The sequence below is a fragment of the Bordetella sp. 02P26C-1 genome (genome assembly GCF_009763255.1).
GTDB lineage: Bacteria > Pseudomonadota > Gammaproteobacteria > Burkholderiales > Burkholderiaceae_B > Bordetella_A.
This window is the reverse complement of sequence record NZ_WSJB01000005.1, coordinates 114,231-129,334: the sequence shown is the minus strand read 5'-3', so window position 1 is coordinate 129,334 and position 15,104 is coordinate 114,231. Positions and strand designations below refer to the sequence as shown.

Here is a 15,104-nt window from a genome sequence, read left to right as displayed (position 1 = left end):
CCAGATTCGCCGCAGATCGCGTGATATCGCACATCCGCATGCCATTGGAACCTTCATTATGGGCCGATTTGCATGCCTAGATGTGGCCGTTTGCCGTAATAGGGTAACAAATTGTATGACGTCGTCGAATCAGACGCCTGCCGCAGTCCGACGCGTCAGTTTCCACACATGAGCGGGCGGTACGTTCGCGATTACCGTTTCAACACGGCGTGCGCGCAAGTTCAGGCGGTCCAGCACCCGCAGCGGGACGGGGCAGCGCGGGCCGTAGGTGAACAATATCAGCGCGCCTGCTGGCCGCAGCTGCGCAAAGGTACCCCTCAGGATGCCGATCTGGGCTTTGAGCGGCATGTTGAGCAATGGCAAGCCGCAGATCGCGACCCCGGCCAAGCCATCGACAAATAGCGGGACATCGGCCAGGCGTGCAGCGTCGCCTTGGTAGACGTACGCCTCGGGAAACTCCTCGCGAAGTTGGCGTGCGAACTGCGGATCCATCTCGACCAGGGTGAGCTGGGCTTGAGTAAAGCCTTTTGCGATAAGGGCTCGGGTAAACGAACCGGTTCCCGCACCTAGCTCCAGACAAGGGCCGTCATTCGGTTGGAGGTCACGCGTCATGGCGGCGGCCAACCGCGCGCTGGAGGGCAGTATGGCGCCAATACTCTTGGGATTCGCACGCCAGGCTCGGACGAAGCGCACTCTTTCGGCAACCCAGGCGTGGCGATGCAGGCGCCGAACTACCTGGCCCGTCGCGCGCCGTCCGGCGCCGCCTGCCATGCGCAGCAGGCGAGCGCCCGCACCTTGAGCGGCCAAGGTATCTTCGGTAAATAGCTTGCGCAGCATATGGACTCCTCTGAAGGGAGCCGGCGCGTGGGAAACCGTCGGTGTTCCGGCGCCGGTGACAACCCAGGCGCCAGCGTACTCCTTAGAGGTTCTGGCGCAAGGGGGTCACCGGTGCCGGTAGCTCAGCGTTGAACATTTATGCACTCTGTAGCGTTGACGCCTAGTGCGGAAACGCTTGGTCACCAATGCGCGTCGCCGCTTGCCGCTTACGCTACAGGGAAGATCAACCCCCGCCCACGGCCACGACGATCTCGACCTGATCGCCATCTTGCAGCTTGGCAGCTGTATGTTGGCTCTTGGGTACGATCTCGCCATTGCGCTCGACCGCGACGCGCTTGCCGGCATAGCCGAGCGCTTCCAGCAATTGAATGACAGTGGTGTCGGCCGCGCACTCGCGTGCGGTGCCGTTTAGCATGATCTGCATCAGGGCTCCTTATCGGGTGGCGTAGGCATCGGTGGCGGCGATCAGGCGCGCGAGGATGCCAGGTTCATCGAAGGCATGGCCGGCGTCGGGCACGATATGGAATTCCGCCTCGGGCCAGGCGCGGTGCAGCTCCCACGCGGTGCGCGCCGGGGTGCAGATGTCATAGCGACCCTGCACGATGGTGCCCGGGATGTGGCGCAATTTATAGGCGTCGCGCAGCAGCTGGCCGTCTTCCATAAAACCGCCGTTCACGAAATAGTGGTTTTCGATCCGTGCGAAGGCCAACGCGGCGCGATCGGCCGCATGGCTTTGCTGATGCCGGGGGCTGGGCATGAGTGTGATGGTGCTGTCTTCCCAGCGGCTCCAGGCCTTGGCCGCGCGAAGTTGCTCGGCCGGATCATCGCCCGTCAGGCGCTTGTGATAGGCGGCAATCAGGTCGCCGCGTTCTTCGGGGGGAATGGGTTCGAGGTAGGCCTCCCAGTGATCGGGGAACAACCACGAGGCGCCTTCTTGATAGAACCACTGCAGCTCGGCGCGACGCACGCCAAAAATGCCGCGCACGACGAGTTCGCTGACGTGCTCGGGATGCTTCTGCGCATAGGCGAGCGCCAGAGTCGAGCCCCAGGAGCCTCCAAACACCAGCCAGCGGTCCGCGCCCATGACTTCGGTGCGCAGGCGCTCGATATCGGCGACCAGATGCCAGGTCGTGTTGTTTTCCAGACTGGCATGGGGCGTCGACCGGCCGCAGCCACGCTGGTCCAGCAACAGCACGTTATAGCGCTTGGGATCAAACAGTTGACGGTGCACGGGCGCGCAGCCGCTGCCCGGCCCGCCATGCAGAAATACCGCCGGCTTGCCCTGCGGGTTGCCACAGAGCTCCCAATACACCTGATGGCCGTCGCCGGTGTCCAGCATGCCCTGGCGATAGGGCTCAATGGCAGGATAGAGCATGGTTACTCGACTCGTTTAAAAATCAGATCCCACACGCCATGACCCAGCCGCAGCCCGCGTGTTTCGAATTTGGTTTGGGGGCGGTAGTCGGGACGCGGCGCGTAATCGGCGGCCGTGTTCTTCAGTAGCGGCTCGGCGCTCAAGACTTCCAGCATTTGCACGGCGTAGTCCTGCCAGTCCGTGGCGCAATGCAGATACCCGCCCGGCGCGATACGGCTGGCCAGCAGGGCGACGAAGGGCGGCTGTAGCAAGCGGCGCTTGTGATGGCGTTTCTTTGGCCACGGGTCGGGGAAATAGACATGCACGCCAGCCAGACTATTGGGCGGGATCATGTCGCGCACCACTTCGACCGCGTCGTGCTGGATGATGCGCACGTTCTTCAGGCCGGAATCTTCAATGCGACGCAGCATGGCGCCCACGCCGGCGTTGAAGACTTCAACGCCCAGGAAGTTGTCGTCGGGGCGGGCGAGCGCGATTTTCTCGGTGGTCTCGCCCATGCCGAAGCCGATCTCGAGCACGGTCGGCGCGCTGCGCTCAAAGGGCGCGGCCAGATCGATACGCTCGGGCGTGTAGCGCAGGGACCATTTGTCCAACAGTTGCTCCAGCGCTTCGCGCTGACCTTGTGTGATGTGGCCACGCCGATGGACGAAGCTGCGGATATGCGTGGCGCCGGGGCTGTTCGGTGCCTGGGTGGCCGGTTCCAGCGCGGCGCGGGTGGTGTCGGACAAAGGTGCCGTGTCCGGGGATTCGGGGGTGTTCGTATTCATGGGGTGGATTGTAGTAGGGCCGCAGACGAAATGTTGCGCGCCGGGCAGCGCCCGATGTGAGGTAGCATCTGCGGCATGAATGTCTCGCGTTTTGACCTCACGACTTTAGCCTTGTTTGCGGCCGTTGCCCGGGCGGGCAGTATTTCGGCTGGCGCGCGTCAGTCGCATCTGGCGGTGGGGGCGGCGAGCAAGCGGATTTCCGATCTGGAGGCCGCGTTGGGCACGCCGTTGCTGTACCGCAATCCCGCCGGCGTGGCCTTGACCGACGCGGGGCAGGCCTGTCTGGCGCATGTGCAACGGGTGCTGCACGAAGTCGAGCAGATGGCGGGCAGTTTGTCCGATTTCGCGCAAGGGGTACGCGGGCAGGTGCGGATCGCGGCGAATACCTCGTCATTGACGCAGTTCCTGCCCGAGGATCTGGCGGGCTTCATGGACGAACATCCCGCTGTGCGCATCGATCTGGAAGAGCAAAACAGCACGGATATCGTGACCGCTTTGCTGGAGAATCGCGCCGATATCGGTGTATTTGCCGACCGTACGCCAGCAGAAGGCTTAAAGACCGCGCGCTATCGGCCCGATGAGCTTGTCTTGATTGCACCGCCTAGACACCCCTTGGCAGGGCTGTCCCGGGTGGCTTTTGTCGATACGCTGGACTACGCCTATGTGACGCTGCCACCGACCACCTCGCTGGCGCTGCGCTTGCATGAGGAAAGCCGTCGGCTGGGCAAGGCGATGCGTCTACGGATCCAGGTGCGCAGCTTCGATGTGCTGTGCCGCATGGTGGTCGCCACGGGTGGTGTGGGCGTGCTGCCGCGTATCGCTGCGGAACCCCATGCGCGTTCCATGTCGATCCGTTTGATCCCGCTGACCGACGAATGGGCGCATCGTTGGCTCTTGATCGGCGCGCGCGATGTCGAGGCGCTGAACGTGGCGGCGAAATTGCTTTGGACGCACTTGCACCGTGAATCCGTGCAGTGAAGATCAGCACTGCGGGGGAAACGTCACGGTTTCCGTGCCTGCCTCCCAGGCTGCATATTTGTGCATGATGCGCTGAAATAGCACGGTAGACAGGAAAACCTTTAACCATCGCTGCAGCCCCGGCCATGGCTGTTGATCGAACCATTGCGGTTCTATCTGCGCAAACTGACGCACAAACGGGGCAATAGCCATGTCCGCCAGGCAGGGGTGTGGGCCGAAGAGGTAATCGGTGCGCCTGAGGCGTTCATCCCAAGCGCCCAAGATTTCCCCGGCCGCCGCGCGATGGGTGAGGGGGTCTACGTTGTCGTAGCGTACCGGATACTTGTAGCGGTCCAGATGGGTTTTAAACGGCCCATCGCATTGTTCGATCAGGGCATCGTATTGGGCAGCGGTATCAGGGTCGGCGGCCAGCCAATGCTGCGGGTCATGCCGGGTAAGCGCCCAGCGCATGATATCCAGGCTCTGATCGATGACCGCGCCGTCGGGCAGCACGAGTACGGGTACGGTGCCTTTGGGCGAGGCGGCCAACAATTGCGGCGGTTTGGCGCGCAACACGACCTCGCGCAGTTCGCAGGGTTGCTCGCTGACCGCCAGCGCCAGACGGGCGCGCATGGCGTAGGGGCAGCGGCGAAACGAATAGAAAACGGGCAGTTCGAGAGCGGTCATGCGAGGTCGCAGGCAAGGTGGTGCGTGACAGAGAAAAGTATCACGGCCGCGCTTTTCGCTCGTGCGCGGGCCATTGCGGGGAAAGGTGTGCGCAAGGTCGGGGCGGCGCTACCGGTGCAGCATGGCAGTGACGCGTGCGTGTCCCGCCAACCCAGGGGCTTTTCCATTTGCAGAAACCCGTTTCGCGTAACAATCATTCCCAGCCCACCCACTTTCGCGCACACTGCCGGCCTGGGAAAACCGCTTTCAAGGGAATGGCATGGCAGGACAGATTTTGGCCGGAATTCGCGTGTTGGAGCTGGGACAGCTGATCGCGGGTCCGTTCGCGGCGAAAACCTTGGCGGACTTTGGCGCGCAGGTCATCAAGATCGAGCCGCCCGGACAAGGGGATCCGCTGCGCAAATGGCGGCTGCTGCATGAGGGCACCTCTGTCTGGTGGGAAGCGCAATCGCGCAACAAGCAATCCGTCTGTGTAGACCTGCGCCAAAAAGAGGGCCAGGACATCGTGCGCATGCTGGCCGCGGAGGCGGATGTGCTGATCGAGAACTTCCGTCCCGGTACCATGGAAAAGTGGGGCATGTCATGGGACGAGCTGCACAAGCTCAACCCCCGCCTCATCATGCTGCGTGTGTCCGGCTACGGTCAAACCGGCCCCAAGGCGCGTGAACCTGGGTTCGCCGCGATCGGCGAGGCCATGGCGGGCCTGCGTTATCTGAACGGCGAGCCCGGCCGCGCGCCGGTGCGTGGCGGGTTGTCTCTGGGCGATACGATTGCCGGGCTGCATGGCGCGCTGGGGGTGATGCTGGCCCTGTATCAACGGGATGCCCGTGGCGGCGAAGGGCAGGTGATCGATGCCGCGCTTTATGAGAGCTTGTTCAATCTCACCGAGAGCCTTTTGCCGGAATACACGGTGTTCGGCACGGTCCGTCAGCCGTCGGGCGCTTCCTTGCCAGGCATCGCCCCATCGAACGCGTATCTATGCAAGGATGGCTACGTCTTGATCGCGGGCAACGGCGACGGCATCTATATGCGACTGATGTCACGCATCGGCCGCGACGATCTAGGTCAGGATCCGGCGCTCGCGCACAACGACGGTCGCGCCAAACGCGCGCAGGAGATCGATGACGCCATCAGCGCATGGACCATGCAGCGCGAGATCGACGAAGTGCTGGCGGCCATGCGTGAAGCCGATGTGCCCTGCGGCCGCATTTATAACGTGGCGGATATCGCGCGCGATCCGCATTACCGTGCCCGCAACGCGATCGCGCAGGTGCAGGCCGCCAGTGGCATACGAGTCGAAATGCCCGCGGTATTCCCGGTCCTGTCCGACAACCCCGGAGAGATTCATGATCGGGCCCCGACGCTCGGCGAGCACACCGACGCCGTGCTCGCGGAGGCAGGCCTGACCGAAGAACAACGCGCCATATTGCGCGCACGTGGAGTGATTGCATGAACACCGGTGCATCCCGTATCGAAATCAATGAGGTCGGTCCCCGCGATGGGCTGCAGATCGAAAAGGCCTTCGTCCCGACAGAGGAAAAGATAGCGCTGGTCGATGCGCTGTCCGATTGCGGTTTCGCTCGCATTGAAGTCACGAGCTTTACCTCGCCTCGCGCGATTCCGGCGCTAGCCGATGCGCAAGAGGTGATGCGCGGCATCCGTCGCCGTCCCGACGTCATCTACACCGCGCTCGTGCCCAACGTGCGCGGTCTGGAGCGCGCCGTCGAGGCCGGGACGCAGGAGATCAATCTCGTGATGTCCAGCAGCGAGACGCATAACCGCGCCAATCTGCGCATGACCCGCGCGCAGTCGTTGGAGGAGCTAACCAACATCCTGCGTGCAGCGCAGGGCACGTCCACGCCGTGCAATGTGTCGCTGTCAACGGCGTTCGGTTGCCCGTTTGATGGCGATGTGTCGGCCGAAGAGGTGCTGCGTCTGGCGCACGAGCTCGTGAACGCAGGCGCTGCCGGCATCACGTTGTGCGATACGACGGGCATGGCCTATCCCACGCAGGTGGCGGCGTTGTGCGAGAGAACACTGCGCGAATTTCCGGGGTTGCCTATCACGATCCATCTCCACAACACGCGCGGCATGGCATTGGCCAATGCGATCGCCGCGTGGCAGACAGGGGTGATTCGCTTCGATGCGGCAGTCGGTGGACTAGGAGGGTGTCCCTTCGCGCCGGGTGCGAGCGGCAACGTCAATACCGAAGAACTGGTGCATATGTTCGAGTGCATGGGCGTGACCACCGGCGTGACGCTGGACCCCTTAATGAATGTGGTGCGCGGATTGCCGCAGTTGGTGCAGCGGGAGTTCTCTACGCCGTTGCTGGCCGCCGGCCATCGCCTCGCCACGCATCAACCTCCGGCCTGGCTTGCGGAGAAATTCGGCGCATAACGAGCACGCCAATCAATTGTTGTACCGGGGGCGATCAAGCGTGTGTATCGCTTCCATTAACACCGCGACATAGACGCGGGCAGTATCCATAACACTTATCAGGAGACAACCATGACGGTGTCCTTTATCTTCAAACCGCTGCGCGCCGGCGTCGCCGCTGCGCTGACGGCCATCGCGTTCAGTCCCGCCGTGGCATCGGCGGACTATCCCGATCGTCCGATTACCCTGTTGGTGCCGGCCGCGCCCGGCGGCACCACCGATCTCGCCGCGCGTCTGATTGCTCAGCCTTTGGGCGAAGCGCTCAAGCAAAGCGTCGTGGTCGAGAACAAGCCCGGTGCTTCTGGCAGCATTGCATCGCAAGCCGTGGCCAAGGCCGCGTCTGACGGCTATACCTTGCTATTGCAATACTCCGGCTATAACGCGATTTCGCCGCACGTGCAGCCGACGGACTGGGACCCAATCAAGGATTTCGCGCCCATCGCGAATATTTTGTCGGCGCCGCAAGTCATCGTCGTGCGGCCGAGCCTGCCGGTGAATTCGCTCAAAGAGTTGATCGAATACGCGCGCGCCAATCCCGACAAGCTCAACTATGCGTCCTCTGGCAACGGCGCGCTGCAGCATGTGGCGACCGAGCTCTTGAAACAGATGGCAGACGTCAAGATTGAGCATATCCCCTATAAGGGGACCGGCCCGGCCTTGAACGATCTGCTCGGTGGCGCCGTGGATTTGACGATCACCACACCGCCACCCTTGCTCGGCCATATCGCGGCGGGCAAACTGCGCGCCCTCGCCGTGACAGGACCGAAGCGCTTGGCCTCCTTGCCCGACGTACCCACCGTGGCAGAAGCAGGCTACCCCGATCTGCTGGTTTCCTCATGGTTCGCGATGTACGCGCCGAAGGACACGCCAAAAGCCATCGTCGACAAACTGGCCGGCACCATCGAAGGCATCATGAAAACCGATGCGTTCCGCAAGAAAGCCGAAGAGCAGGGCGCGGAAGCCGACTTCATGGGCCCGGCCAAGCTGGCCGAGTACACCCAGGAGGAATACGACCGTTGGGGTAAGGTGGTGAAAGCGGCCGATATCAAGGCCAACTAAGCCGCCCGGCTTCGCGAGGGTTCAATCCCAAGCTATAATTCACACCCTCTGCCGCACCCACGGGTGCGGCACGACACCCGAGCGGGTGTAGTTCAATGGTAGAACGGCGGCTTCCCAAGCCTCAAGCGTGGGTTCGATTCCCATCACCCGCTCCAATCCCATTTTGTATTGCCATCGGCCCAGGCTTACGAGACATGCTCTGCGTAGCAATGGGCCGTCGGCGTTTGCGCGTGTTCTTATGCTACGGGGCTGCCCCAGAGCGTGACTGTCACCACCGCCGCTAGCAGCAGCCCACAGACCACCGGAATCAGCAGTGCTCGCGCGACTTCCAGCACGGGTACTCTCGCAAAGCCCGCCACCGCGATCAGCGACGACCATGCGATCAGCGTGCCGCCGCCCGTCCACACCGCGCCCATCTGCCCGAGCGCGGCCAGCGCCGCAGGGTCGATGCCCGCTGCCGGACCCAAAGCGCCGGCTACCGTGCCCGTCAATGGCAGACCCGAAAATCCCGATCCGTCGATGCCGGTGATCATGCCCATTAACAGTACGCCCAGCGCGACGAGCAGCTGGCTATCCGGTATCCATTGCTGGCCGGCCTGTACGAGCTCGAACAGCAGGTTCGGCACGGGTTCTCCCGGCGGGATGCCCAGGATACTGCCCGCCGTGCCATCGGATCCGATAAAGAAAAAACCCGCGATGGGCAATACCGATCCCATTGCCTTGAAGGCAAACACGAATCCATCGGTGAGATGGTCCGCCGCCAAGTCCAGCGTTTTGCGGAATCCTTCGGCCGCCATGGTGGCCCAGATCATGAGCAGGGCCGCAGCGCCGCCAATGAGCATCGCGGCTTCGCCACCTTTGAGTTCTGGTGCGCCGTCGATCAATTTAGGCGCGATCATCACCAGCACGATCAGCAGAAACGTCAGCGGCGTGACGATCGCGAACAGGCGTGATGCGCGCGTATGCGCGTCGCGTCGCAACTCGGCTTCAATCTCTTCATCGGTTGCGAGTTCATGTTCGTGTGCGGTACCGCGTGCGATTTCCGCTTTGTCGAATGGTCCGGCACCGGGCAGCGGCCCCTGGTTCAAGCCGTTGGGCGTGAGCTCCCAGCGTTCCAGCAGCGCGTCACTGCCAGGCTGGATAAAGCGACGGATCTTCCAATAAGACAGCGCGAGCGCGACGGCACCCACGACGAGAGATAGCACCAGGGCTCGGTCGCCTACCAGGGCGGCGCTCAGACCGCCGGCCGCCTTGGCGCTGATCCCCGGGGCAACACCGATCACATAGTCCGAAGACAGCGCCATGCCTTGGCCCGCGATGGCGATCGCCATGGCCCCGGCCAGGGGCGGCAGACCGGCGGCGATGGCTGCCGGCAGCAGTACGGCGGCCACCAGCGGGACGGCGGGCGTGGGCCAGAAGAACAAGGAGATCAAATAGGTGACCAAGGCCAGGATAAAGAACGAGATGTGCCCGTTGGTCATCACCGCCCGAAACGGCCGCACCATACGTACGTCCGAGCCGATGTGCTTGAGCGAATTCAATAGCGCGGTCATCAGCGCAATGATCAGAAAGATATTGAACAGCTCTCTGGCCGCCGTCATGCTGGCGCTGAAAATACTGCCGATGCCGGCAATCAAGCTGCCTGACCACGCGAACGCGACGACGGCAGTCGCGATGATCGAAGGGACCACCACGTTGGCTCGATAAATCATTGTGATGATGATCACCACCACGCCGGCCAAGTAGGCCCAATTCGCCGGTCCTATGGCGATCGTTGTATCCATGACAGCTGCTCCCCGGATGATAAGTAGACTATTTGTATACAATATACATTCTGGTAGGCAAAATCCCCTGGTATTTACCCGCAAAAGGCCGTCGGATCCCGAGATGGGGGAAGGGCGTGTGGCCGAAAAATTAACAATCGGTATACAAATTGGCGGATTCGGGTGCAGTGAAGTGCGATGACGGTGCAGATTTCCGTGCTTTTGCGGCGAAAATGCATCGTTTCGGGGCCGTATGTCCCAATGAAGGGATACGGTATCCGGATAAACCCTTATAATTAGGGTATTCCATGATTAGCCGCCTGACACGTGTCGGGCTGGCAATGACTCTACTTCCTGCTATGACCGATTCCGTATTTGAATTTATGAACCCGAACCGCGATCCCCGTCGGCTGACCGAGGGATGGAATACGCTGCGTCAGGCGCGCCGCCCCGGCCTGATTGCTCGACTCGAGCGCGCATTTGTTGGTTGGCAAGAAGCCCGTCTGCGCTCCCTGTCGCCAGAGCGCCTTTGGGCGCCCGCCATGCAAGATCTGCGTTCTTTCGCGGAGATCCGCCGCGAACGTAACGCCGCGACGCGCTAGATCACGCCGCCGTTGGGTCGTATCGGCTCGACACATGAATCCATATCCGTATACATTAGCCCATTGAGTAGTGCAGCCGGCGCGGATTCTTGGCTCCATGCGTCGGAAGCCAGAGCGGATTAAAAGATGGACACCATGCAAAGCACGACGCCTGTTGGCGGAGACAATCGAATTGGGCTGACTCATTCGCCGTTGACGCAATTGGTCGTGGACGCGCTACGAGAAAAGATTCTGAGCGGCGCGATCGCGCCCGGCGAACGTCTGGTCGAGGGCCGACTCTCGGAAGAGTTCTCGGTGTCGCGTATGCCGGTGCGAGAGGCGCTGCGTCAACTGGCGGCTTGCGGATTGGTCACCATCGAGCCGCGCCGTGGCGCCTCGGTGACGCAGTTCGAGCGCGGGCAACTGCGTGAGCTGGTCGAGGTGCGCGCAACGCTCGAGGCGCTGAATGCAAAGCTCGCCGCGCAGCGTCACGACCCTGCGCAGATCGCGGATCTGGAAAAGCTGCTTGCCGAGGGCACGCGCTTGGCCGCCCATGCCGATATCGAGACACTCTCGCAGCTGAACCGCCGCTTTCACGAAGGGCTAGGCCGCGTCGCCGCCAATTCCGTGCTGCAGGAAGTCATGCTGTCGCTACGCGACCGTACTGCCGTGCTGTTCGCACCGTTCAGTGCGGCGCGCGCGCAGCAGAACTGGGAAGAGCACGCCGCGATTCTGCGCGCGGTCATCAAGGGTGATGCGGAACTCGCGAGTTTGCTGGCCGCTCGTCACGTGTATAACGCCGCGCAGATGGAGCCTTGACGGCTCATAGCTGATAGTTCATACAGATGGAGCCTTGGAGGCTCCATCTCGATAACCGCTTGCAGTTTACGCATCGCAGCGATCCATGACGCCAGGAGCGGCGCGACACCGCCCGGCTCGCTAAATGCCCTTTGCGCCTTGCAACCGCTGATAGGCCAATCCTGCAAGCGCCACATCTTCGAGTCCGACTCCCACCGCTTTGTATAGCGTGATGTCGCTGGCGTCTTGCCGCCCCGGGTGTGCGCCAGTGATCAAGGCGCCGAGCTCCACTGTCCGACCATCGATGCCTAAAGTCGTATCGGCTAATACCAAGTCGCCCGCTTCACGAAAGCTTTGGGGCAGCCATTCGACCGCGATCAATGCCGCCCGTGCAAGCGCGGTGTCGTCGAGTTCGCGCGTGTCGGGCAGGCTGGATCCAATGGCGGCGACGAATGTTCCGGGTGCCAGACGCGACCCATCGAATAGCGCCTCGCGTGAGCGCGTCGCGGTCACCACGATATCGCTGTGCTCGATGGGTGCCGGGTCAGCGCTGCGACGCACCTCGACGCCACAGTCGCGTTCCAGTTCTTGTAGCAGCGCATCGCTGGCCCAGGGATCCGACACCGTGATGCGCTCCAAGGAGTAGGCGCGCGCCAGCTGCCGTGCATGCGCTTGGCCTTGTACGCCGGCGCCATACAGCATCAGCCGCCGACTGTCCGGGCGTGCCAGGTACGAGGCCGCCACGACCGTGCTGGCGGCGGTGCGCAGGCGGGTAATGGCGTTGGCTTCCAGCGTGGCCAAGGGACGGCCGTCTTCGGTGGAGAACAGCAGAATGACGAAGTCGAACTTTCCCTTGATGGTGGTGTAGACCTTGGCACCCGCGACCCGCAGGCCGGGGATGACGGCGCCCATGGTCGACAGTTTTACGCCACCGGCCTCGGTGCGTTCGCGCGTCTGCATGGCGGCTTCGCCTTGTCCAAAGCAGGCGAAGGCTTCGCGCAAGACTTGCTGTGCGGCGGCAGCGTCGATGAGTTCATCGACCATCGCATCAGTGATATGTAGCATTGTTAGTTCCTTGTAGTCAGGTGCGGCTCAGTCGTTTAGCAGCACTTGAATCAGAACGCCGGCGGCACCGAGTGACGCGATGGCCAGCAAATATCGGCGTATTTTTTGTTGGGAAAAACGTTTGGCCATTGGCGTCGATAACCAGAAGCCGGCGCCCATCCAGGGCAATAACGCCAGACTGATCCACCATTGCGAGGACGACATGCGTCCCGCCCAGCTCAATGCACCCAGCGAGACAATGGTGCCGATGAAAAAAACGATGCCCAAGGTCGCGCGTATCGTGGCGGGACGCAGGCTTTGCATGGCAACCGCATAGGGCGGGCCGCCCGCGCTGGTGATGGTTCCCATCAAGCCCGATGCCACCCCCGCGACGGCGAGATTCGACATGCTGGGGCGAGCACGCCAGCCGATGAGACTCAACGCCACGCCAGTCAGGATCATGAGCGCGAACATAAGCGACATGGTGCGCGTACTGAAATAGGCCAGGCAACCCGCCGCGAGCACGGTGCCCGCGACGCGCCCGGCCAGCGTCGCGCCAGCTATGCGCCAGTCCATCGCAGGACGTTCGCGTAAATAGGCTAACAAGGCCAGTGGCGCGCCCACGGCCAGCAAGGGGCCGGGCACCAACTGCGGAAAAAGCAGCGCCGCGATGGGCGCGCAAAACATCGCGTAACCCAAGCCGCCGATGCCTTGCAGCCAGGCGCCGGCAGCCACCATGAACCCCATGCCCAGGTAGACGTTCCAACTGAGCTCGTGCGTCAGCTGCGACACGCTTTGCATGACAGCCACGTCGCGCGCTACCAGGAGACAGAGATATCGCCGTGAACAAAGGTCTGGCAGGCCAGGCGTCGACCCTGAGCCAGTTGTTCTTCGGTGAGATGCTTGCGTTCTTTGGGTTTAACGTCATCGACGTTTTCGCGGCCACTGTCGATGGTGCATTTGCAGGTACCGCACAGACCCCCGCCGCATTTGAAGGGGATGCCGCCCTGAGCGCGCAACGAAGCACGGAGCAGGTTGGTTTTTTCGGGGAACTCGGCGGTCTTGCCGTCGTTGGTGGCGAATGTGATGCGGATCATGAGTCAGGCCTGTTTAATGTGGCTGGTAGCGCTAGCGGGTTCAAGGCGTGCGTCGAGTCCGCCGTAAGAGCAGAGCTGATCCAGCTCGCGTCGCGCGGCCTCATAGCTGTCGAAGCGCTCGAGGAATTTCGAAGGCACGACGTTAATCACGCCGCTTTCGTCTTCCTCGATGACGCGTACGCGCGTCTCCTTATGCAGCTCGCCGATTTGGAAGCAGGCGCGCAAACGACCGCACAAGTAGTAGTTCCATGCTTCGAGTACGGTGATGTCGTTGCCGGCTTCGGTTCGATACTGTCCGGGCTTAGAAGTCAGAATGACGTACATGGGGAATGCTCCCGCCGTTGGTTCAGGCTGTCGGTTCTTGACGCAGCTCGATGTCATGCTCGAGCCACAGTTGGCAGGCCAGGCGATAGCCTTGCTCCAGGCGGTCGCCAAGCTGTTTCTTCTCTTTCCAGTTTGGCGGCGGCAAGTGTTCGGCGCCGGCAAGCACTTCGCATGCGCAACGGGCGCACTTGCCCATGCCGCATTCATAGCTCAGATGCGGGTAGGGGAATTGTTTGATTCCCGCCCGGACGACCAGGTTCGATCCCGTCTTGATTTCGTCTTCGAACGTCTGGCCGTTTTTGTGAAAGATGACTCGTGGCATGTGGTGACTCCCAGCCGATAAAGCGTGAACGTTTGGATACTGTATACTAAATCTAACGAGATCGCCAAGCGGTCCACGCGGCCCAGAATGTACAGGCCTGACGCCGCCTTGATTTATAGGGGATTTTGCTAGAAGTGGGGTTTTCCCCTAAACCCAAAGCGTTGACTGGCAGTCTATTTGGTATACAGTATTCACATCGTCGCATTCATCGGCATTCTGAACTTGCGGCGTCCTACCCACAACCGAGGTAATAGTCATGACTCAACTGTTGAACCGCGACGAATTCCGCACCGCTCTGGAAAACGCCATTACGGGCAAAAGCGCGAACAAGGCTCCCTTTAGCATCGCTTGGGCCGAAGGCAAGTTGACCCGTGCGCATCTGGCCCGCTGGGCAGAGAACCACTATCACTATGTCGGCCCCTTCGCCGACTATCTGGGCTACCTGTATGCACGTACGCCCGACCATATGACCGAGGCCAAGGACTTCCTGCTGGCCAATATGTATGAGGAAGAAATCGGCGGCGATCGCCATACCGATCTGCTGATCCGTTTCGCCGAGGCATGTGGCACGACGCGCGAGCGTGTGGTGAATCCGGACAATATGTCGCCGACCACGCGCGGTCTGCAAGCCTGGTGCTACACCGTTGCCATGCGCGAAGACCCGGTGGTAGCCGTCGCGGGTCTGGTGGTTGGCCTGGAATCGCAGGTGCCCGCCATCTATCGCAAGCAAACGCCCACGTTGCGCGAAAAGTACGGCTTTACCGACGAAGAAATCGAGTTCTTCGATCTGCACATCGTGTCCGACGAAATCCACGGTGAACGCGGCTACCAGATCGTACTGGAGCACGCCAACACACCGGAGCTGCAACAGAAATGTCTGCGCATCTGCGAGATCGGCGCGCAGATGCGTCTGCTCTATACGACGGCGCTGTACTACGACTACGTGGCCAACGACGTTTCGCGCGAAGAGCTCGCAGTGGCTTGAGCGATTGAGGCGCCAGCAGGCGCTTCGCTGAGAGCGTCCCGACGGTCATTTGCGCGGGACGCGACTCCCCAT

18 protein-coding genes and 1 tRNA gene are annotated in these 15,104 nt (G+C 61.9%); 8 read left to right on the top strand and 11 right to left on the bottom strand.

Features of this window, described 5'->3' with window-relative positions; all coding sequences use genetic code 11:
- Nucleotides 1-129: 129 nt before the first annotated feature.
- From GOQ28_RS03865 to trmB, 4 genes are all read right to left on the bottom strand, one after another.
- A complete protein-coding gene (locus tag GOQ28_RS03865; protein WP_160348769.1) occupies nucleotides 130-837 on the bottom strand; it encodes a class I SAM-dependent methyltransferase in 708 nt (235 codons plus the stop codon).
- Between the two features lie 223 nt (nucleotides 838-1,060).
- Nucleotides 1,061-1,261 carry a sulfur carrier protein ThiS gene (thiS, locus tag GOQ28_RS03860; RefSeq protein ID WP_160348768.1) on the bottom strand — a complete coding sequence of 67 codons (201 nt, stop codon included), beginning with the start codon at nucleotides 1,259-1,261 and terminating at the stop codon, nucleotides 1,061-1,063.
- Between the two features lie 9 nt (nucleotides 1,262-1,270).
- The gene (gene pip / locus GOQ28_RS03855) at nucleotides 1,271-2,212 is read right to left on the bottom strand and encodes a prolyl aminopeptidase (protein WP_160348767.1); all 942 of its coding nucleotides are present in this window, start codon (nucleotides 2,210-2,212) and stop codon (nucleotides 1,271-1,273) included.
- Between the two features lie 2 nt (nucleotides 2,213-2,214).
- Nucleotides 2,215-2,979 carry a tRNA (guanosine(46)-N7)-methyltransferase TrmB gene (gene trmB, locus GOQ28_RS03850; protein WP_160348766.1) on the bottom strand — a complete coding sequence of 255 codons (765 nt, stop codon included), beginning with the start codon at nucleotides 2,977-2,979 and terminating at the stop codon, nucleotides 2,215-2,217.
- A 75-nt stretch (nucleotides 2,980-3,054) separates the two neighbouring features.
- On the opposite strand from trmB, the gene GOQ28_RS03845 reads away from it, so the two are divergent.
- A complete protein-coding gene (locus GOQ28_RS03845; RefSeq protein ID WP_160348765.1) occupies nucleotides 3,055-3,957 on the top strand; it encodes a LysR family transcriptional regulator in 903 nt (300 codons plus the stop codon).
- 3 nt (nucleotides 3,958-3,960) lie between these two features.
- On the opposite strand, the gene GOQ28_RS03840 is transcribed toward GOQ28_RS03845, so the two are convergent.
- A complete protein-coding gene (locus tag GOQ28_RS03840; RefSeq protein ID WP_160355493.1) occupies nucleotides 3,961-4,623 on the bottom strand; it encodes a glutathione S-transferase in 663 nt (220 codons plus the stop codon).
- A gap of 259 nt (nucleotides 4,624-4,882) precedes the next feature.
- Between GOQ28_RS03840 and GOQ28_RS03835 the strand changes: the two genes are divergently transcribed.
- The 4 genes from GOQ28_RS03835 (at nucleotide 4,883) to GOQ28_RS03820 (ending at nucleotide 8,273) form a co-directional block, all read left to right on the top strand.
- The gene (locus GOQ28_RS03835) at nucleotides 4,883-6,076 is read left to right on the top strand and encodes a CaiB/BaiF CoA transferase family protein (RefSeq protein WP_160355492.1); all 1,194 of its coding nucleotides are present in this window, start codon (nucleotides 4,883-4,885) and stop codon (nucleotides 6,074-6,076) included.
- Nucleotides 6,073-7,020 (top strand): hydroxymethylglutaryl-CoA lyase, encoded by a 948-nt coding sequence (locus tag GOQ28_RS03830; protein ID WP_160355491.1) that lies wholly within the window; start codon nucleotides 6,073-6,075, stop codon nucleotides 7,018-7,020. The genes GOQ28_RS03835 and GOQ28_RS03830 overlap by 4 nt, the downstream gene beginning before the upstream one ends.
- A gap of 111 nt (nucleotides 7,021-7,131) precedes the next feature.
- Nucleotides 7,132-8,118, top strand: a complete 987-nt coding sequence (locus tag GOQ28_RS03825; protein ID WP_160355490.1) for a Bug family tripartite tricarboxylate transporter substrate binding protein — start codon at nucleotides 7,132-7,134, stop codon at nucleotides 8,116-8,118.
- 81 nt (nucleotides 8,119-8,199) lie between these two features.
- Nucleotides 8,200-8,273: transfer RNA gene (locus GOQ28_RS03820), tRNA-Gly, on the top strand.
- Nucleotides 8,274-8,354: 81 nt separating this feature from the next.
- Here the strand turns inward: GOQ28_RS03820 and GOQ28_RS03815 are convergent.
- Nucleotides 8,355-9,902: a hypothetical protein gene (locus GOQ28_RS03815; RefSeq protein ID WP_160355489.1), complete on the bottom strand. Its 1,548-nt coding sequence runs from the start codon at nucleotides 9,900-9,902 to the stop codon at nucleotides 8,355-8,357.
- Between the two features lie 338 nt (nucleotides 9,903-10,240).
- Between GOQ28_RS03815 and GOQ28_RS03810 the strand changes: the two genes are divergently transcribed.
- Both GOQ28_RS03810 and GOQ28_RS03805 read left to right on the top strand, forming a co-directional pair.
- On the top strand, nucleotides 10,241-10,483 hold the full coding sequence (locus tag GOQ28_RS03810; protein ID WP_160355488.1) for a hypothetical protein: 243 nt from the start codon (nucleotides 10,241-10,243) through the stop codon (nucleotides 10,481-10,483).
- A gap of 135 nt (nucleotides 10,484-10,618) precedes the next feature.
- Nucleotides 10,619-11,281, top strand: a complete 663-nt coding sequence (locus GOQ28_RS03805) for a GntR family transcriptional regulator (RefSeq protein ID WP_160348798.1) — start codon at nucleotides 10,619-10,621, stop codon at nucleotides 11,279-11,281.
- 120 nt (nucleotides 11,282-11,401) lie between these two features.
- On the opposite strand, the gene GOQ28_RS03800 is transcribed toward GOQ28_RS03805, so the two are convergent.
- From GOQ28_RS03800 to GOQ28_RS03780, 5 genes are read right to left on the bottom strand one after another with little or no spacing between them, the layout of a single operon-like run.
- Nucleotides 11,402-12,325, bottom strand: coding sequence for an ornithine cyclodeaminase family protein (locus GOQ28_RS03800; protein WP_160355487.1), 924 nt, complete (start codon nucleotides 12,323-12,325; stop codon nucleotides 11,402-11,404).
- A 27-nt stretch (nucleotides 12,326-12,352) separates the two neighbouring features.
- The gene (locus GOQ28_RS03795; RefSeq protein WP_160355486.1) at nucleotides 12,353-13,105 is read right to left on the bottom strand and encodes a sulfite exporter TauE/SafE family protein; all 753 of its coding nucleotides are present in this window, start codon (nucleotides 13,103-13,105) and stop codon (nucleotides 12,353-12,355) included.
- A 17-nt stretch (nucleotides 13,106-13,122) separates the two neighbouring features.
- Nucleotides 13,123-13,401 (bottom strand): 2Fe-2S iron-sulfur cluster-binding protein, encoded by a 279-nt coding sequence (locus GOQ28_RS03790; protein ID WP_160348756.1) that lies wholly within the window; start codon nucleotides 13,399-13,401, stop codon nucleotides 13,123-13,125.
- A gap of 3 nt (nucleotides 13,402-13,404) precedes the next feature.
- Nucleotides 13,405-13,725, bottom strand: coding sequence for a ferredoxin (locus GOQ28_RS03785; RefSeq protein ID WP_160355485.1), 321 nt, complete (start codon nucleotides 13,723-13,725; stop codon nucleotides 13,405-13,407).
- A 22-nt stretch (nucleotides 13,726-13,747) separates the two neighbouring features.
- The gene (locus GOQ28_RS03780; protein ID WP_160355484.1) at nucleotides 13,748-14,047 is read right to left on the bottom strand and encodes a 2Fe-2S iron-sulfur cluster-binding protein; all 300 of its coding nucleotides are present in this window, start codon (nucleotides 14,045-14,047) and stop codon (nucleotides 13,748-13,750) included.
- Nucleotides 14,048-14,303: 256 nt separating this feature from the next.
- Between GOQ28_RS03780 and GOQ28_RS03775 the strand changes: the two genes are divergently transcribed.
- Complete coding sequence (locus tag GOQ28_RS03775) at nucleotides 14,304-15,032, top strand: TenA family transcriptional regulator (RefSeq protein ID WP_160348753.1); 729 nt, start codon at nucleotides 14,304-14,306, stop codon at nucleotides 15,030-15,032.
- Nucleotides 15,033-15,104 lie beyond the last annotated feature (72 nt).